We start from the raw sequence: 17,793 nt of genomic DNA, 5'->3' as shown, positions 1-17,793 counted from the left end.
AAACCCCGGACCGCGTCAAGGAGACCCCCATGGAACTGAACAAGGCCACCCTCGATTGCATGCAGAAGCTGCGCCGCCGCCTGCGCGAGGAACTGGGGACCGACATCCACCTCAGCCAGAGCGACGTGATCAGCGCCCTGCTCGCCGCCTGCGAGCGCAGCGACTCGATGGAAACCCGCCGCCTCGGCGCGCAGCTGGCCGAACTGGCCGGCACGCCGGAAGGCGAGGAAGCGGCCCGCAAGCGTCCGCTGTACCGTGGCCAGATTCCGACGCCGGAAGCCGACGCACCGGGCCCGACCGAGGAGCGCCAGGTGCGCATCTACCGCGGCCAGCGCATCTACGTCTGACCCCCGGCGCCTCAGGCGCCCGGCAGGGCCACCAGCCAGCGCCGCGCGGTGCGCTCGACATGGCGGGTGAGGCTGTCCAGGCGCTCGCCGCCCAGACGCCAGCTGTGCCAGTACAGCGGCACGTCGACCGGCCGCTCCGGCAGCACCTCCCGCAAGCGTCCGCTGGCCAGCTGTTCGGCCACCTGCAGCTCGGGGATCAGCCCCCAGCCGAGCCCCGCCTCGGCCATGCGCACGAAGCCTTCCGACGACGGGCACAGATGGTGGAGGAAGCCGCCCTCCACGCCGAGTGCGGCCAGGAAGCGGTGCTGCAGGCGGTCGTCCGGGCCGAAGACGATGGCCGGCACCCGCGCCAGCCGCTCGCCGCTGACCCCGCCGGCCAGATGACGGGCGATGAACGCCGGGCTGGCCATCGCCCGGTAGCGCATCGCCCCCAGCGCCAGGGCGCGCGCGCCGGCCACCGGCCGGGGGCTGGAACACAGGCAGGCGGCCACCTCGCCGGCGCGCATGCGCTTGAGGCCCACCGCCTGGTCCTCCACCAGCAGGTCGAGGAGCACGCCGGACTCGCTGCAGTAGTCGCTGACCGCCTCCGCCCACCAGGTCGCCAGACTGTCGGCGCTCAGCGCCACGCGCAGGCGCTCCGCCCCGCCCTCCTCGTCCAGCGCCGGCACCAGCTGCTGCAGGTCGCCCTCGAGCAGGCGCACCTGCTGCACGTGGTTGAGCAGCCGCTGGCCCAGCTCGGTCGGCTGCGGCGGCGTGCTGCGCACCAGCACCGGCTGGCCGAGGCGCATCTCCAGCAGCTTGATGCGCTGCGACACCGCCGACTGCGACAGCCCCAGACGCTGCGCGGCGCGCTCGAAGCCGGCCTGCTCCACCACGGTGGCCAGGGCAGCGAGCAGCTTGTAGTCGAACATATCGATTTACCTAATGCCTGATCAGCAGTATTCGTTTCTCTTATACATCCGCGCTGCCTAGAGTGGCCACATCCTTGTCTACCCTGGCGGAGTTCCCGAGATGTGGCAGAGTTACAGCAACGGCCTGCTGGTCACGGCCGGCCTGATCGTGGCCATCGGCGCGCAGAACGCCTTCGTCCTCGCCCAGAGCCTGCGCCGCGAGCACCACCTGACGGTGGCCGCGCTCTGCGTGCTGTGCGACGCCCTGCTGATCACCGCCGGGGTGTTCGGCCTGGCCAGCCTGCTGGCACAGAGCCCGCTGCTGCTGGCCGTCGCCCGCTGGGGCGGCATCGCCTTCCTGCTCTGGTACGCCAGCCAGGCGCTGCGCCGCGCCTGGACCAGCCAGGGCCTGGCCGGCGCCGGCGACGCCCTGCCGCGCTCGCGCCGCGCGGTGCTGCTCGCCGCCCTCGCCGTGACCCTGCTCAACCCGCACGTCTACCTCGACACCGTGCTGCTGATCGGCTCGCTCGGCGCCCAGCAGGCAGTCCCCGGCGCCTACGCCCTCGGCGCCGCCAGCGCCTCGCTGCTGTGGTTCGCCACCCTCGCCCTCGGCGCCGCCCGCCTGGCGCCCTGGCTGGCGCGACCGACCACCTGGCGGCTGATCGACCTCGGCGTGGCGAGCATGATGCTGGCGATGGCGGTGCAGCTGGCGCGGCCGCTCTGGGCCGCATAACCCCACGGCTGCTGCGTGGATAAGGCAGGGGGTGGGTGCTATGATTCGGGGCCGACGGCGCGCCATAGCGCTGCGGCAGCTCCGCTGCAGGGGAGCTGCCAGACCGGCCCACGAGCCGGGTCGCGCGCACCTTGCGCTCGCACATACCTGATGATGATAGGGAGAGAAACCATGGCTTTCGAACTGCCGCCGCTGCCTTACGAGAAGAACGCCCTCGAGCCGCACATTTCCGCCGAGACCCTGGAATACCACTACGGCAAGCACCACAACACCTACGTGGTCAACCTGAACAACCTGATCCCGGGTACCGAATTCGAAGGCAAGACCCTGGAAGAGATCGTCAAGACCTCCACCGGTGGCATCTTCAACAACGCGGCCCAGGTGTGGAACCACACCTTCTACTGGAACGGCCTGAAGCCCAACGGCGGTGGCCAGCCCACCGGCGCCCTGGCCGACGCCATCAACGCCACCTTCGGCTCCTTCGACAACTTCAAGGCCGAGTTCACCAAGGTCGCCATCGGCACCTTCGGTTCCGGCTGGGCCTGGCTGGTGAAGAAGGCCGACGGCTCCCTGGCCCTGGCCAGCACCATCGGCGCCGGCTGCCCGCTGACCAGCGGCGACACCCCGCTGCTGACCTGCGACGTCTGGGAACACGCCTACTACATCGACTACCGCAACCTGCGTCCGAAGTACGTCGAGGCGTTCTGGAACCTGGTCAACTGGGACTTCGTGGCCGCCAACTACGCCGCCTGAGTCGCCTGACCATCACGCAGAAGCCCGGCCCCGGCCGGGCTTCTGCGTTTTTGCCCGGCACGCCGCCGGCCCCGCCCCCTTTGACGCTCGCGCGGCAAATCCGAATACTCTGTGCGGCTTCGCGCAACCGGAAGCGCCAAACAAGGAAACGTCCCCCCGTGCCGCCAGACGTCCAGAAGAGCCTCTCGCAGCGCCTGCTCGGCTTCATCCTGCTGGCGGCAGTCGCGCTCGGCCTGCTGTTCAGCAGCGCGCAGATCGCCCACGACCTGCAGCTGAGCCGCCAGGCCATCCGCACCGAGGGCCGGCAACTGCTCGGCATGTTCCGCGAGGGCGCGGCCCTGGCCAGCTTCCGCGAGGATCGCCGCCTCGCCGAACAGCTGGTGGCCGGCCTGCTGCAACACCCGGGCGTGCTGCGCGCCAGCCTGCGCGACGGACATGGCACCCCGCTGGCCGGCGACCAGCGCACCCAGCCGGCACCTGCCGCGCCCGGCTTAGCCGCGGAGCTGTTCGGCCCGCCGCAGCCCTTCAGCCTGCGCCTGCATTGCCCGACGCTCAGGCAGGAGTCCTGCGGCGAGCTGACCCTCACCCTCGACAGCAGCCACCTGGCCGAGCGCTTCGTCGCCGGCGTGCGCTTCCAGCTCGCCAGCAGCCTGGTGTTCATCCTGCTGTTGGGCCTGGCGCTGTTCTGGCTGTGCCGCCGCCAGCTGACCCTGCCGCTGGCGCGCCTGCTCGGCAACCTGACGCGCATTGACCCGGAGCGCCCGGGCGAGCACCAGCTGCCGCCGCTGCGCGGCCACGAACGCGACGAACTCGGCCAGTGGGTCGCGCGCGCCAACCAGCTGCTCGCCGCCATCGCCCACCACCAGAGCCGGCGCCGCGAGGCGGAGAGCAACCTGCAGCGCATGAGCCAGTTCGACCAGCTCACCGGCCTGCCCGGCCGGCCGCTGCTGCAGCAGCAGCTCGGCCGCCTGCTGCGCGAGGCCAATCGCAGCCAGGGACGCGTAGCGGTGCTGTGCCTGGGGCTCGACGACTTCAACAGCCTCAACGAGAAATACGGCTACCAGGCCGGCGACCGCCTGCTGGTCACCGTCGCCGAGCGCCTGCGCGCCCTCGACAGCCGGCTGGCCGGCCTGGCGCGCCTGGGCGGCGACCAGTTCGCCCTGGTGCAGATCGCCTTCCAGCACGGCTACGAGGTCGCCGAACTGGCCCAGCAGGTGCTCGATGCGCTGTCCAGCCCGCAGACCATCGGCGACCAGCAGATCCGTCTCGGCGCCACCATCGGCATCACCCTGTATCCCGATGACGGCGACGACGGCGAGCGCCTGCTGCAGCGCGCCGAGCAGACCCTGACCCTGGCCAAGCAGGGCAACCGCCAGCGCTACCAGTTCTTCATCGCCAGCCTCGACCGCGAGATCCGCCGACGCCGCCAGCTCGAGCAGGACCTGCGCCAGGCCCTGCACAGCGAGCAGCTGGAGCTGTACTACCAGCCGCAGGTCGCCGGGGCCGCGCAGCGGGTGGTCGGCGTCGAGGCGCTGCTGCGCTGGCGCCATCCGCAGCTGGGCTTCGTGCCACCGGACCAGTTCATCCCGCTGGCCGAGCAGAGCGGGCTGATCCTCGAGATCGGCGACTGGGTGCTGGAGCGGGCCTGCCGCCAGTTGCGCGATTGGCACGCCCAGGGCCTGGAAGGGCTGCGCATGGCGATCAACCTGTCCACCGCGCAGCTGCGCAGCGAGAAACTGCCGCGCCAGGTGCTCGGCCTGATCCAGCGCTACGGCCTGCAGCCCTACAGCCTCGAGCTGGAAGTGACCGAGACCGGGCTGATGACCAACGTCGCCCAGGCCGCCCAGCAGCTCAACAGCCTGCGCCTGGCCAAGGTGCTGCTGGCGGTCGACGACTTCGGCACCGGCTACTCGTCGCTGAGCTACCTGAAGAGCCTGCCGCTGGACAAGATCAAGATCGACCGCAGCTTCGTGCGCGACCTGCCACGCAACCAGGACGACGCCATCATCGCCCATGCCATCATCCAGCTGGCGCACAACCTGGACATGCAGGTGATCGCCGAGGGCGTGGAAACCGCGGAGCAGGAGGCCTACCTGCTCGCACACGGCTGCGACGAGGGCCAGGGCTACCTGTACTGCCGGCCGCTGCCGGCCTTCGAGGTGACCCAGTACCTGAGCAACGCCCTGCGCCGCGCGGCCCAGGGGACAGCCGGCCGGCCGCTGGGCCGCCTGGGCTGAACGACCTCAGCCGCCCTGGCGCAGCAGCCAGGTCACGGCCAGCGCCCCGCCCAGGCAGAGCAGCGCGCCGCCCAGCGCCTGCCAGCGGAAGGTGCGCGCCAGCTCGTCCTCGCCCCTGCAGGACAGCAGGAACGGCAGGCCCTCCGGCGGGCGGCGCAGGTGGTTCTGCTCCGGCGCCCGGCTGGCCTGGGCGTGGCGATCCTCCGCCTCCAGCTGCGCGGCCAGGCGCACCAGGCGCCACTCCTGCTCGCTGAGCCGGCCGTCGCCATCGCGATCGAAGCGCCCCAGCAGGCCCTGGAAATCCTGCTTCCACTCGCGCACCAGCGCCGCCTGGGCCGCGGCCAGGTCGAGTCCCTGGCGCCCGCCGCCGCTGGTGCGGAACTCGCCGAGGGCGTACAGCGGATCGCCGGCGTGCAGGCGCTCCTCGACATAACGATAGCGCCGCCCCATGTTCAGCAGGCTGCCGAGCAGGCCGTGCGCCGGGGCGTGGCGCGGGTGGCGCTGGTCGCCGTGCCATACCTGGCGGTGCAGCGGCCGCACCTCGGCGCCGAGCGGATTGATCAGGCACTGCCCAGAAGCATCCTCGAGGGCCAGCCAGCCCTCGCTGCTGGCCGACTCCACCACCCGCCAGGACTTGTGCTTGCCGTTCTCGCGATACTCCTCGATGCGATAGCGCCACCAGCGGCACGGCATGCCGGTCAGCGGGGCCACGAGCGGCTCGCCCGGGCCGTCGCGCAGCACGCCGTACAGCTCGACGTAGCCCTGCGCCGCCGAGCGGATCCGCGAGGTCGGCATGTCCTCCAGCAGGCGCGCCTGGCCGAGGCGGCGCAGGCACCACCAGCCACCGCCGACGCTGGCCGCGCCGGCCATGCCGAGGGCCAGCAGTTGGCCCGGATCGACGGCCATCAGCCGAACAGCTGCCTGAGGTCGACGTCGGCCTTCTCCGCCTCGCTGAACTGCAGCAGCTCGGCGGCCCCGAAGCCGAACAGGCGGGCGACCAGCACGTCGGGGAACTGCTCGATGCGCACGTTGTTGAGGTTGACCGACTCGTTGTACAGCTCGCGGCGGTCGGCGATGCCGTTCTCCAGCCCGGTGATGCGCTGCTGCAGGTGCTGGAAGCTCTCGTTGGCCTTGAGCTGCGGGTAGCTCTCGGCGAGCGCGAACAGCTGGCCGAGGCCGGCGCGCAGACCGCTCTCGGCACGGCCGAGGGCGGCGACGTCGCCCTGCTCGCGCGCCGCTGCCACCGCGCTGCGCGCGGCGATCACCGCCTCCAGGGTATTGCGCTCGTGCTGCATGTACTGCCGGCAGGTCTCCACCAGCTTGGGCAACTCCTCGTGGCGCTGGCGCAGCAGCACGTCGATGTTCGACCAGGCCTTGCCCACCCCGTGCTTGAGGCGCACCAGGGCGTTGTAGATCTGCACGGCGTAGCCGGCCAGCAGGACGATGACCACCAGAATGGCGACGGTACTCGGACTCATGCGCGGGACTCCCTGTGAAGTGGCCGCCAGTATAACGGGAGCCCGCCGGGCACGGCGCGCGGCGCCGCACAGCCGCGCGGCATCGCCCGACGGCGCACGACAGCCCTTCCCATCGATGCGAATATTTCGCATTATGTTTCGAAACCATCTCTCAGCTGCCACCCGCTGCCCACACAAGGATCGCCCCATGCCCCGTTTCCCCCTGGTCGCCACCAGCCTGCTCGCCCTGTCCATCGCCCTCGCCGGCTGCGGCGAGGACAAGAAAGTCGAGGCGCCGGCGCAGAGCGCCGCCCCGACCGCTGCCCCGCAGGTGTCGGCCGCCGCACCGGCCGCGAATGTTGACCCGGCCGCGGCCAAGGCGGTGGTCGGCCACTACGCCGAGCTGGCCTCCGCGGTGTTCAGCGACGCCCTCGGCACTGCCAAGGCCCTGCAGCAGGCGGTCGACGCCCTGCTCACCACCCCGAACGAGGCCACCCTCAAGGCGGCCCGCGAGGCCTGGCTGGCCGCGCGCACGCCCTACATGCAGAGCGAGGTGTTCCGCTTCGGCAACCCGGTGGTCGACGACTGGGAAGGCCAGCTCAACGCCTGGCCGCTGGACGAGGGCCTGATCGACTACGTGGCCAAGGACTACCAGCACGCCCTCGGCAACCCCGGCGCCACCGCCAACCTCATCGCCAACACCGAAATCCAGGTCGGCGAGGACAAGCTCGACGCCAGCACCATCACCGGCGAGCTGCTGGCCAGCCTCAACGAACTGGGCGGCTCGGAAGCCAACGTCGCCACCGGCTACCACGCCATCGAGTTCCTGCTCTGGGGCCAGGACCTCAACGGCAGCCAGCCGGGTGCCGGCAACCGCCCGGCCAGCGACTACCTGGTCGGCGAAGGCGCCACCGGCGGCCACAACGAGCGCCGCCGCGAGTACCTCAAGGCCGCCACCGCCCTGCTGGTCAGCGACCTCGAATACATGGCCGGCCAGTGGCAGGCCGGCGTGGCCGACAACTACCGCGCCAGGCTGGAGGCCGAGCCGGCCGACAACGGCCTGCGCAAGATGCTGTTCGGCATGGGCAGCCTGTCGCTGGGCGAGCTGGCCGGCGAGCGCATGAAGGTGGCGCTGGAGGCCAACTCCACCGAGGACGAGCACGACTGCTTCAGCGACAACACCCACAACTCGCACTTCTTCAACGCCCTGGGCATCCGCAACGTCTACCTCGGCGAGTACCGCCGCGTCGACGGCAGCCTGCTGGGCGGCCCGAGCCTGTCCTCGCTGGTGGCCCAGGCCGACGCCGCGGCCGACAGCGCGCTGAAGGCCGACCTGGACGCCACCCAGGCCGCCCTGCAGAAGCTGGTGGACAGCGCCGAGAAGGACGGCGTGCACTTCGACCAGCTGATCGCCGCCGACAACACCGCCGGCCAGCAGATCATCCGCGACGGCATCGCCGCGCTGGTCAAGCAGACCGCCAGCATCGAGCAGGCCGCCGGCAAGCTGGGCATCAGCGACCTCAACCCGGATACCGCCGACCACCAGTTCTGAGCCGCCTCCGGCGGGAGCGCGGGCCTCAGGCCCCGGCTCCCGCCGCCTCCTGCCACGGTAGCGGCGCGGCAGCCCCCGACGGCCGAGCCCTGGCGCCCGCCAGGCTGCCGGGCAAATGAAAAAAACTCTTATTTGCACCGAAACGCGCTGTTACACTATCGCACCGTTCGGCCCCCCGGGAGTTTCACCGCCATGCCCGTCCTGCCTGTCCTGCGCCCCCTCGGCGCACTGGCCCTGAGCCTGCTGCTGGCCGGCTGCGAGCAACCCGAGACGCCACGCTTCAGCGCCGCCGAACCCGGCGAGGCGCTGTCCGGCGGCGCCGCCACGGTCCGCAAGGCCGACCAGAACGCCTTCTCGCTGCCCTCGGCCAACCTCTCGCCCAGCCGCCGCCTGGACTTCAGCGTCGGCAACAGCTTCTTCCGCAACCCCTGGGTGATCGCCCCGGCCTCCACCGACGCCCGCGACGGCCTCGGCCCGCTGTTCAACACCAACGCCTGCCAGAACTGCCACATCAAGGACGGCCGCGGCCATCCGCCGGGCAGCGCCGCGGACAACGCGGTGTCCAGCCTGGTGCGCCTGTCGATCCCCGCCCAGCCTGGCCAGGAGGCCCTGCTCGAGCGCCAGGGGCTGATCCCCGAGCCGGCCTACGGCGGCCAGCTGCAGGACACCGCCATCCCCGGCGCAACCCCGGAAGGCCGGGTGCGAGTGCGCTACTCGACCGAGCTGGTCACCCTCGGCGACGGCAGCCGTGTCGAGCTGCAGCGTCCCGAGCTGCAGCTCAGCCAGCTCGGCTACGGCGCGCTGCATCCCGACACCCTGTTCTCCCTGCGCGTGGCGCCGCCGATGATCGGCCTGGGCCTGCTCGAGGCGATCCCCGAGGCGGCGATCCTCGCCAATGCCGATCCCGACGATCGCGACGGCGACGGCATTTCCGGCCGGCCCAACCGGGTCTGGGACCATGCCAGCCAGACCACCCGCCTCGGCCGCTTCGGCTGGAAGGCCGGCCAGCCGTCGCTCAACCAGCAGAACGCCGACGCCTTCTTCAACGACATGGGCCTGTCCACCCCGCTGCTCGCCGGCAGCAGCTGCACCGAGAGCCAGCTGGACTGCCGGGCGCTGCCCGACGGCGGCACACCGGAAGTCAGCGCGCACATCCTCGCCCAGGTGCTGTTCTATACCCGCAACCTCGCGGTGCCGGCGCGGCGCCAGGTCGACGACCCGCAGGTGCTCGCCGGCAAGGGCCTGTTCCACCAGGCCGGCTGCCAGGCCTGCCACACGCCGAGTTTCACCACTGCGGCGGACGCCGCCGAGCCGGAGCTGGCCGGCCAGCTGATCCGCCCCTACAGCGACCTGCTGCTGCATGACATGGGCGACGGTCTGGCGGACAATCGCCCCGAATTCCAGGCCAGCGGCCGCGAATGGCGCACCCCGCCGCTGTGGGGCATCGGCCTCACCGAGACGGTCAACGGCCACACCCGCTTCCTCCACGACGGCCGCGCGCGCAACCTGCTGGAGGCCATCCTCTGGCACGGCGGCGAGGCCGAAGGCGCCCGCCAGGCGGTGATCGCCTTCGACGCCAGCCAGCGCGCCGCCCTGCTGGCCTTCCTCAATTCCCTCTAAGGAGCAATCGATGCTGCGCCCCGCCCTGCTCTCCCTGTCCCTGCTGGCCCTGCTGGCCGGCTGCTCGAACGGCGAGCCGCCCAAGCCGAAGGCCGAGCCCTTCGCCGCCGCCAGCGCCGCGCTCACCGACGGCGTGCTGCTGCCCGCCTACACCCGCTGGACCGACAGCGACCGCCAGCTGGCCGACAGCGCCCGCGCCTTCTGCGCCGGCGAGCAGGACCTGGCCGCCGCCCGCCAGGCCTACCTCACCGCCCACGGCGCCTGGGCCGCCCTGCAGCCGCTGGCCGTCGGCCCGCTCGGCGAGGGCAACCTGGCCTGGCAGGTGCAGTTCTGGCCGGACAAGAAGAACCTGGTGGCCCGCCAGGTCGAAGCCCTGCTCGACAAGACCCCGCAGCTCAGGCAGGCCGAGCTGGAGAAGGCCAGCGTGGTGGTGCAGGGGCTGAGCGCCTACGAATACCTGCTGTTCGACCAGGGCATCGACCTCGCCGACCTCGAGCAGAAGCGCCGCTACTGCCCGCTGCTGCTGGCCATCGGCAGCCACCAGCAGGCCCTCTCGGCCCAGGTGCTGGGTAGCTGGCTGGGCGAACAGGGGCTGGCCGCGCAGCTCAAGAGCTTCCCCAACACCCGCTACGCCGAGGGCCGCGAGGCCGTCGCCGAGCTGCTGCGCGCCCAGGTCGGCGCCCTCGACGGCCTCAAGCGCAAGCTCAACACCCCGCTGCCGCTCGGCGGCAAGCCGCCGCAGCCCTACCAGGCCGAAGCCTGGCGCAGCGGCGCCTCGCTGGCGCTGATCGACGCCAGCCTGGCCAGCGCCGAGAGCCTGTGGCGCGAAGGCGTGCGCGGCCTGCTGGGCAAGGAGCAGGCAGACCTGGCCACCCGCATCGACGCCGCCTACCACGAGACCCGCCAGCGCATCGCCGCCCTCGGCCAGCCGCTCGGCGTACTGCTCGCCGACGAGGCCGGCCGCGCCAGCCTCGGCCAGCTGTACGACAGCCTCGGCACCCTGCACCGTCTGCACGAGGCCGAGCTGGCCAAGGCGCTGGGCATCCAGCTGGGCTTCAACGCCCACGACGGCGACTGAGCATGCACAGACGCACCTTCCTCGGCCTCGGCGGCGCCCTGCTCGCCGCCTCCGCCCTCGGCGGCTGGACCCTCGGCCGCGGCGCCGGCCAGGCGCCGCTGCTGCTGTCGGCGCGCAACGACGCCGACGGCCGCCACTACGCGGTCGGCTACCGCCTCGACGGCAGCCGCCAGTTCGCCACCCCGGTCGCCGAGCGCTGCCACGACGTGGTACCGCACCCGGCGCTGCCGCTGGCGCTGTTCGTCGGCCGCCGGCCGAGCCGCGACAGCTACCTGATCGACACCCGCGACGGCCGTCTGCTGCAGACCGTGGCCACGCCGTCCGACCGGCACTTCCAGGGCCATGCGGTGTTCCACCGCAGCGGACAGTGGCTGTACAGCACCGAGAACGACACCGGCGAGCCGGGGCGCGGGGTGGTCGGCGTCTGGCGTCTGGACGGCCAGCGCCTGGTGCGCCACGGCGAACTGTCGAGCCACGGCGTCGGCCCGCACCAGCTGCTGTGGCTGCCCGACGGCGAGACCCTGGTGGTGGCCAACGGCGGCATCCGCACCGAGGCCGACAGCCGCGCGGCGATGAACCTCGACGCCATGGAGCCGAGCCTGGTGCTGCTGCGCCGCGACGGCACGCTGCTCAGCAAGGAGCAGCTGCCCGAGTCGATGAACAGCGTGCGCCACCTGGCGGTGGCCAGCGACGGCACCGTGGTCAGCGGCCAGCAGTACGAGGGCGACCCGGGCGACGCCGTGCCGCTGGTGGCGATCAAGCGTCCCGGCCAGGCCTTCCAGGCGTTCCCGCTCGGCGAGGCGCAGCGCCTGGCGATGCACCAGTACACCGCCAGCGTGGCGATCCACAGCGGCCTGCGCCTCTTGGCGATCACCGCGCCGCGCGGCAACCGGGTGTTCATCTGGGATCTGGACAGCGCCGAACTGCGCCTGGATGCGCCGCTGCCCGACTGCGCCGGCGTCGCCGCCTGCGCCGAGGGCTTCGTGGTCAGCTCAGGGCAGGGCCGCTGCCGCCTGTACGACTGCCGCCAGGCGGACATCGCCATGCAGGCACTGCAGCTGCCGGCCGGGCTGTGGGACAACCACCTGCGCCTGGCCTGAGCCAGGGCGCGGGTTGCCCACCGCCCAGCCCGGGCCGCCCGGCCGATTCAGCCGCGCATGCCCTGCACGATCTGGTAGAGCATCAGCAGCCCCTGCGGATCGGTACTGCTCCGTGCCCGCTGTCGCTCGCTCGGAATGCTGTGGGCGAGCGGCTGCTGGGCCAGCTGGCTGCTGCGGATCACTGTCACGCCCGGATTCCACCAGCTGGCCGCGGCCTGCGCGACCACTCCGAACGCCGCCACCAGGAAAAGGCCGCGAACCACATACGGTTTCATCTTGGTCACCTCCTGACATCCTCACCGGAGATACACAGATAACCGTAGCCGAGGCCATTCCCCTCCCGGATCAGCTGCGACGAATGGCGGCCGGTCATGGCAGCGGCCGGCGCCAGGCGAAGCGATAGGCCTTGGCCGGCTGCGAGCTCCGGCACTGGCCGTTGTCCGCCGCGGCACCCACCAGGTACCAGACCTCCCGCGAGGTCTCGCCCAGCTGGCGGGCCTGCTCCGGATCGAAGCAGCGCGCCAGCTCCGTGGAGGGAATCAGCGCGAAGGCCTGCGGATGGCCGCGCAGCCACTCGGCCGCCCGATCCACCGACTCCGGCCGGGCGAAGCCGAAATGCACGATCGGCTGGCGCGCATACAGCCAGTGGCCCTCGCGCCAGGTGGTCAGCACCAGATCGGCGCCGCCGCTCAGCTCGGCCGCCTGGGCCATGATCGCGTCGTGGGGATTGGCGCCCTCCTTGAGCGGCTCGATCCAGCCGCGGGCGAACCACAGGGCGAACCACACCAGCGCGAGGCCGACGAAGACCTGGCGCCCACGCGGCCGCCGGGCGAACCAGCGGCGCAGCAGCCAGGGCACCAGCGGGGCGACCAGCAGCACCAGCCCCGGCAGCGCCGGATAGATGTACAGCTTGCGCTTGCCGCTGCTCAGCGAGAAGAACAGCAGGACCAGCACCACCCAGCCGAGCAGCACCAGCACCCGGCCGTCGCGCTTGGCCAGCTGGCGGCGCCAGGCCGGCACCAGCCACGGCAGGGCGAGGAACATCGGCAGCCAGTACTTGGGAATCACCTCGGCGAAGAAGTACCAGAACGGCTCGCGGTGGTGCCAGGCGTCGGCGTAGCGCTTGGCGGTCTGCTTGAGGAGGATCTCCTGCACATAGGCGACGCTCTCGGCATTGCCCTGCAGCGCGACCATCACCAGCAGCGGCAGCAGCCAGACCGCGATGGCCGCCAGCATCGCTGCCAGGCCCAGCCACCAGCGCCGCCCCTGTCCCGGCATCGCCACCACGCCCGTCCAGCCCCGGCGCGCGGCGTAGAAATAGGGGATCAGCAGCAGGATCGGCAGGAAGCCGACGCCCTTGCTGATGATGCCGAACCCCATCGCCGCGCAGCCCAGGTAGAACCAGCCCCAGGCCGGCCCCAGCAGCAGGTGGCGGAGCAGGCCGTAGACGCCGAGGATGATCCACAGGCAGAGGAAGCCGTCGATCTGCCCGGCGCGCAGGATGCTGTGGGTCTGGTAGGTGGCGAGGAACAGCAGCGCGGCGATCACGCCGATGCGCGGATTCCACAGCCGCCGCCCCAGGTCGTACAGGCACAGGGTGGCCACCGCGCCGGCCAGCAGCGCCGGCAGGAACAGCGCCAGGATGGGCGCATCGGTGAGCCGGACGAACAGCGCCACCGCCCACATGAACAGCGGCGGCTTGTCCGGATAGATTTCCGCCGCGCGGTGCGGGATGAACCAGGAACCGCTCTGCAGCATCTCCATGGCGACGCCGAGGAAGCGCTCCTCGTCGACATTGAGCGGCTGGCGCAGGCCCAGACCGGCGCCGAGCATGAGCAGCGCCAGGGCCAGCAGCCACAGCGGGGCGCGCCGCGGCGAGATCGGCAGACGCATCGGCTCAGTCCCCCTTTTCCTTGTCCTTGTGCCGCGCGATCAGCTGCAGGTTGCGCAGGTAGACGACGAAGCCGAACGACTGGCCGAGGATGAACACCGGGTCCTCGCGGTAGATGGCATAGGCCAGCAACAGCGCGCTGCCGACGATGCTCAGGTACCAGAAACCGACCGGAATGATGCTGCGCTTCTTGTACTCGCTGTACAGCCACTGCAGGGCGAAGCGGCCGGTGAAGGCCAGCTGGCCGGCGAAGCCGACCACCAGCCAGAGAGTCTCACGCCCCATGTCAGCCCTCGACCTCGTGCGCCGCCAGATCCAGGCGGGTGCGCCGGATCAGCCACCACACGCCGAACAGGTCGAGGATGCCGACCAGCGCGCGATCCAGGTTGCCATACTTGGAGACGCCGGCGCCGCGCGGACGGTGATTGACCGGATGGACGATCATCCGCCCGTTGTGGCGCTTGATCAGCGCCGGGATGAAGCGGTGCATGTGGTCGAAATAGGGCAGCTGCAGGAAGGCGGCGCGCTCGATCACCTTGATGCCGCAGCCGGTGTCCGGCGTCTCGTCGCGCAGCAGGCGGCTGCGCAGGCGGTTGGCGAAGCGCGAGGCCCAGCGCTTGCTGGCGGTGTCGCGGCGGTTGACGCGGTGGCCGGCGACCAGCTTGACCGCATCGGCATGCCCCTCGGTGCCGCGCACCAGCGCCAGCATGCCGGGCAGGTCGGCCGGATCGTTCTGCCCGTCGCCGTCGAGGGTGGCCAGCCACTGGCCGCGGGCGACCTGGGCGGCGTGGTAGATCGAGGTGCTCTGCCCCAGCGAGTGGGTGTGGCTGAGGATGCGCAGCTGGTCGAAGCCCTCGCGCTTGAGCGCGCGCAGGGCGGCGGCGGTGCTGTCGGTGCTGCCGTCGTCCACCACGATCACCTCGTAGGCTTCGTCGGCCAGCGCGGCGCGCACCTCGCCGAGCAGGCTCGGCAGGTTGTCGGCCTCGTTCTTGGCCGGGATCACCACGGAAACGTAGATGTCGCCGGACGCGGCGGTGCCGGCCGGGTTGGAAATGGTCTGTTGGGTCATTGTTATACCGCGTAGTAATCCCGATACCAGTTGACGAAGTGGCTCACGCCGCTCTGCAGCGTGGTTGCCGGACGGAAGTCGATCAGTTCGGCCAGCTCGTCGACATCCGCCCAGGTGCGCAGCACGTCGCCGGGCTGCAGGGGCAGGAAGTTCTTCTGCGCCTCGACGCCGAGGGCGGCCTCGAGACACTCGACGAAGTCGAGCAGGCGCACCGGCTCGCCGCGGCCGATGTTGTACACCTTGCTCGGCACCGCGCCGGCCGGCGGCAGGGCCTGCAGGCGCAGGATGCCCTCGACGATGTCGTCGATGTAGGTGAAGTCGCGCGACATCTGCCCGTCGTTGTAGATGTCGATGGGCCGACCATGGAGGATGGCGTCGGTGAACTTGAACAGCGCCATGTCCGGGCGGCCCCAGGGGCCGTAGACGGTGAAGAAGCGCAGGCCGGTGGCGCGCACGCCGTACAGGTGCGCGTAGGTGAAGGCCATCAGCTCGTTGGCGCGCTTGCTGGCGGCATACAGCGAGGCCGGCTGCTCCACCGGATCCCGGGTGGCGAACGGCAGCTTGTCGTTGAGGCCGTACACCGAACTGCTCGAGGCGTAGAGCAGGTGCTCGACCGGAAAATGCCGGCAGGCCTCGAGGATGTTCAGGTAGCCGCTCAGGTTGGACTCGACGTAGACCTCCGGATGGTCCACCGAATAGCGCACCCCGGCCTGCGCCGCCAGGTGGATGACGCGCTGGAAGCGCTGTGCCTCGAACAGCGCCAGCAGCCCCGCCTTGTCGACGATGTCCAGCCGCTGGAAGCTGAAGCCGGGCAGCTCCGCCAGGCGGGCGAGGCGCGCTTCCTTGAGCGCCACGCTGTAGTAGTCGTTGAGATTGTCGATGCCGACCACTTCGTGGCCTTCGGCGCACAGCCGGCGGGCGACATGGAAGCCGATGAACCCGGCGGCTCCGGTGACCAGGAACTTCATGCCGCCCCCTCGACGCTGCAGCCGCGGCCGATGCCGTAGTAGGTGATGCCGGCAGCCGCCAGGGTGGCCGGCTCGAACAGGTTGCGGCCGTCGAAGATCACCCGGTCGGCGAGCTTGGCCTTGACCAGTTCCTCGTCCAGCACGCGGAAGTCCTGCCACTCGGTGACGATCAGCAGCGCATCGGCGCCCTCCAGCGCTTCCTCCTTGCTGGCGGTCAGCCGCAGGTCGTCACGCGCGCCGAACAGGCGCCGCGCCTCGTCCATCGCCTCGGGATCGAAGGCCTGTACCCGCGCGCCGGCCTGCCACAGCGCGGCGAGCAGCTCGCGGCTGGGGGCATCGCGCATGTCGTCGGTGTTGGGCTTGAACGCCAGGCCCCACAGGGCGAAGGTCCTGCCGCGCAGGTTGCCGCCGTAGTGGGCGCTGACCTTCTCGAACAGCCGCTGCTTCTGCGCGGCGTTGACCGCCTCCACCGCCTGCAGCAGGCGCGGCTGGTAACCCAGGCCCTGGGCGATCTGCTGCAGGGCCTGGATGTCCTTGGGGAAGCACGAGCCGCCGAAGCCGCAGCCGGCGTAGATGAAGTCGTAGCCGATGCGCGAGTCCGAGCCGATGCCGCGGCGCACCATCTCGATGTCGGCGCCCAGGCGTTCGGCCAGGTTGGCGATCTCGTTGATGAAGGAGATCTTGGTCGCCAGCATGCAGTTGGCGGCGTACTTGGTCAGCTCGGCGCTGCGCGCGTCCATGACCATGATCTTCTCGTGGTTGCGGCTGAACGGCTGGTACAGCTCGCGCAGCACGGCGACCAGCTCTGGGCTGTCGGTGCCGATGATGATCCGTTCCGGACGCATGCAGTCGTCCACCGCGCAGCCTTCCTTGAGGAACTCGGGATTGGAGGCGACCCGGAAGTCATCGGCCCACGGCTTGCCCGCCGCGGCCTCGCGCAGGTGCGCGGCGATGCGGTCGACGGTGCCCACCGGCGAGGTGGACTTGTTGACGATCAGCTTGGCCTGCTCGCTGTGCGCGGCGATGCTGTCGACCACCGCGAACACCTGGCGCAGGTCGGCGCTGCCGTCCGCCAGCGGCGGGGTGCCGACGGCGATGAAGATCAGCCGGGCGAAGCGCACGGCCCGCTCGGCGTCGACGGTGAACTGCAGGCGGCCGGCGGCCAGGTTCTTGGTGATCAGCGAGGCCAGCCCGGGTTCGTAGATCGGCGACTGCCCGGCGTTGAGACGCTCGATGCGCGCCGCGTCGATATCCACGCAGCAGACCGAGTGCCCCACTTCCGCCAGGCATACCGCCTGGGTCAGTCCCACATACCCCGTACCGAAAACCGTGACTTTCATGGATGTCTCACACCGTAACGGAAACTGCGACCCTCGGGTCGTCGATCGGCAAGCAGGAGAGCCGGGGGCACTGGCCGCGCGAGCACTCCGCTCATGTTCTAATTAGTCGTCCTTGCGCACCACGTATATCCACGAAGTGGAATAACCTGGCAAAAGGCCATAACGCCCAAGAATATCAAAGCCGGCCTGCACCAGCTCGCCCTCGATGGCCTTGCCGGCGGGGAAACGCCCGGCCGGCAGCGACAGGATCAGGGTGTCGCGGGTGACGCGACGCAGCTCGCGCAACTGCTGGCGGAGTTGCAGCGCCTCGGCGCCGCACGGCAGCAGGCCGATGCCGAGAATGCAGTCGACCGCGTTGTCCGGCAGCAGCAGAGCCGCCGCGGTCCCCTGGAAGACCCTGACTCGCTCCGCCAGCCCGGCAGGCTGGGCGGCCAGCACGGCATCGAGGCGCTGCTGCGAAGGTCCGGCGGCGAGGATGACCCGGTTGTCATGCTCGGCCAGCAGCGGCCAGCAGCGGCCAGCCTCGGGCGACAGGTCGAGGAGCAGGTTCGGCTCGCCGGCCAGTTTCAGCGCCCGGCGCAGCAGCTGCGCCTCGCGCCAGAGCAGCAGTCGCCGGCGCAGGGCGCCCCCCTGCCCTGCCGCGCAGGAGTGATCGCGCGAGTGCGCCAGTTGCTCGGGCTCGGCCGGACGAGGTCGTTCCATACGCGGAGATCCACAGGAAAGATGGCGCGTGACCCTAAGGTCCGAGCCATCAAGGG

General features: G+C 70.9%; 18 protein-coding genes. 8 read left to right on the top strand and 10 right to left on the bottom strand.

What is annotated here, in order from left to right; genetic code table 11:
- Positions 1-29: 29 nt before the first annotated feature.
- On the top strand, positions 30-347 hold the full coding sequence (locus RA210_RS01905) for a hypothetical protein (protein WP_136488170.1): 318 nt from the start codon (positions 30-32) through the stop codon (positions 345-347).
- A gap of 11 nt (positions 348-358) precedes the next feature.
- On the opposite strand, the gene RA210_RS01900 is transcribed toward RA210_RS01905, so the two are convergent.
- The gene (locus RA210_RS01900; protein ID WP_136488171.1) at positions 359-1,258 is read right to left on the bottom strand and encodes a LysR family transcriptional regulator ArgP; all 900 of its coding nucleotides are present in this window, start codon (positions 1,256-1,258) and stop codon (positions 359-361) included.
- Between the two features lie 100 nt (positions 1,259-1,358).
- On the opposite strand from RA210_RS01900, the gene RA210_RS01895 reads away from it, so the two are divergent.
- The 3 genes from RA210_RS01895 to RA210_RS01885 all read left to right on the top strand — a co-directional run bounded on the left by RA210_RS01895 (position 1,359) and on the right by RA210_RS01885 (position 4,960).
- Positions 1,359-1,970: a LysE/ArgO family amino acid transporter gene (locus tag RA210_RS01895; RefSeq protein WP_136488172.1), complete on the top strand. Its 612-nt coding sequence runs from the start codon at positions 1,359-1,361 to the stop codon at positions 1,968-1,970.
- 171 nt (positions 1,971-2,141) lie between these two features.
- Positions 2,142-2,723: a superoxide dismutase [Fe] gene (gene sodB / locus RA210_RS01890; RefSeq protein ID WP_136488173.1), complete on the top strand. Its 582-nt coding sequence runs from the start codon at positions 2,142-2,144 to the stop codon at positions 2,721-2,723.
- A gap of 158 nt (positions 2,724-2,881) precedes the next feature.
- Positions 2,882-4,960, top strand: coding sequence for a putative bifunctional diguanylate cyclase/phosphodiesterase (locus RA210_RS01885; protein WP_136488174.1), 2,079 nt, complete (start codon positions 2,882-2,884; stop codon positions 4,958-4,960).
- A 6-nt stretch (positions 4,961-4,966) separates the two neighbouring features.
- Here the strand turns inward: RA210_RS01885 and RA210_RS01880 are convergent, their stop codons facing one another.
- Positions 4,967-5,866, bottom strand: a complete 900-nt coding sequence (locus RA210_RS01880) for a GIDE domain-containing protein (protein ID WP_136488175.1) — start codon at positions 5,864-5,866, stop codon at positions 4,967-4,969.
- A complete protein-coding gene (locus RA210_RS01875; RefSeq protein ID WP_136488176.1) occupies positions 5,866-6,438 on the bottom strand; it encodes a LemA family protein in 573 nt (190 codons plus the stop codon). The genes RA210_RS01880 and RA210_RS01875 overlap by 1 nt, the downstream gene beginning before the upstream one ends.
- Before the next feature lie 187 nt (positions 6,439-6,625).
- Here RA210_RS01875 and RA210_RS01870 point away from each other — a divergent pair, with 187 nt between their 5' ends.
- The 4 genes from RA210_RS01870 (at position 6,626) to RA210_RS01855 (ending at position 11,767) form a co-directional block, all read left to right on the top strand.
- Positions 6,626-7,969, top strand: coding sequence for an imelysin family protein (locus RA210_RS01870; protein ID WP_201485193.1), 1,344 nt, complete (start codon positions 6,626-6,628; stop codon positions 7,967-7,969).
- 192 nt (positions 7,970-8,161) lie between these two features.
- Complete coding sequence (locus tag RA210_RS01865; RefSeq protein WP_136488178.1) at positions 8,162-9,589, top strand: di-heme oxidoreductase family protein; 1,428 nt, start codon at positions 8,162-8,164, stop codon at positions 9,587-9,589.
- Positions 9,590-9,599: 10 nt separating this feature from the next.
- Positions 9,600-10,667 (top strand): imelysin family protein, encoded by a 1,068-nt coding sequence (locus RA210_RS01860; RefSeq protein ID WP_136488179.1) that lies wholly within the window; start codon positions 9,600-9,602, stop codon positions 10,665-10,667.
- A gap of 2 nt (positions 10,668-10,669) precedes the next feature.
- Entirely contained in the window at positions 10,670-11,767 is a 1,098-nt protein-coding gene (locus RA210_RS01855) for a DUF1513 domain-containing protein (protein WP_136488180.1), read from the top strand.
- 47 nt (positions 11,768-11,814) lie between these two features.
- On the opposite strand, the gene RA210_RS01850 is transcribed toward RA210_RS01855, so the two are convergent.
- From RA210_RS01850 to RA210_RS01820, 7 genes are all read right to left on the bottom strand, one after another.
- Positions 11,815-12,051 (bottom strand): hypothetical protein, encoded by a 237-nt coding sequence (locus tag RA210_RS01850; RefSeq protein ID WP_136488181.1) that lies wholly within the window; start codon positions 12,049-12,051, stop codon positions 11,815-11,817.
- Positions 12,052-12,136: 85 nt separating this feature from the next.
- Complete coding sequence (locus tag RA210_RS01845; RefSeq protein WP_136488182.1) at positions 12,137-13,660, bottom strand: ArnT family glycosyltransferase; 1,524 nt, start codon at positions 13,658-13,660, stop codon at positions 12,137-12,139.
- Positions 13,661-13,664: 4 nt separating this feature from the next.
- Positions 13,665-13,943 carry a lipid-A-disaccharide synthase N-terminal domain-containing protein gene (locus RA210_RS01840; RefSeq protein WP_136488183.1) on the bottom strand — a complete coding sequence of 93 codons (279 nt, stop codon included), beginning with the start codon at positions 13,941-13,943 and terminating at the stop codon, positions 13,665-13,667.
- 1 nt (position 13,944) lies between these two features.
- The gene (locus RA210_RS01835) at positions 13,945-14,727 is read right to left on the bottom strand and encodes a glycosyltransferase family 2 protein (RefSeq protein WP_136488184.1); all 783 of its coding nucleotides are present in this window, start codon (positions 14,725-14,727) and stop codon (positions 13,945-13,947) included.
- A gap of 2 nt (positions 14,728-14,729) precedes the next feature.
- Entirely contained in the window at positions 14,730-15,695 is a 966-nt protein-coding gene (locus tag RA210_RS01830; protein ID WP_136488185.1) for an NAD-dependent epimerase, read from the bottom strand.
- Positions 15,692-17,035 carry a UDP-glucose dehydrogenase family protein gene (locus RA210_RS01825; RefSeq protein ID WP_201485192.1) on the bottom strand — a complete coding sequence of 448 codons (1,344 nt, stop codon included), beginning with the start codon at positions 17,033-17,035 and terminating at the stop codon, positions 15,692-15,694. Before RA210_RS01825 ends, RA210_RS01830 begins: the two co-directional genes overlap by 4 nt.
- Before the next feature lie 102 nt (positions 17,036-17,137).
- A complete protein-coding gene (locus RA210_RS01820; RefSeq protein ID WP_136488187.1) occupies positions 17,138-17,737 on the bottom strand; it encodes an SAM-dependent methyltransferase in 600 nt (199 codons plus the stop codon).
- Positions 17,738-17,793 lie beyond the last annotated feature (56 nt).

It is taken from the genome of Pseudomonas sp. OF001, assembly GCF_904426495.1.
GTDB lineage: Bacteria > Pseudomonadota > Gammaproteobacteria > Pseudomonadales > Pseudomonadaceae > Geopseudomonas.
The sequence above is the reverse complement of the archived record's forward strand: the minus strand, read 5'-3'. Positions and strand labels throughout refer to the sequence as shown.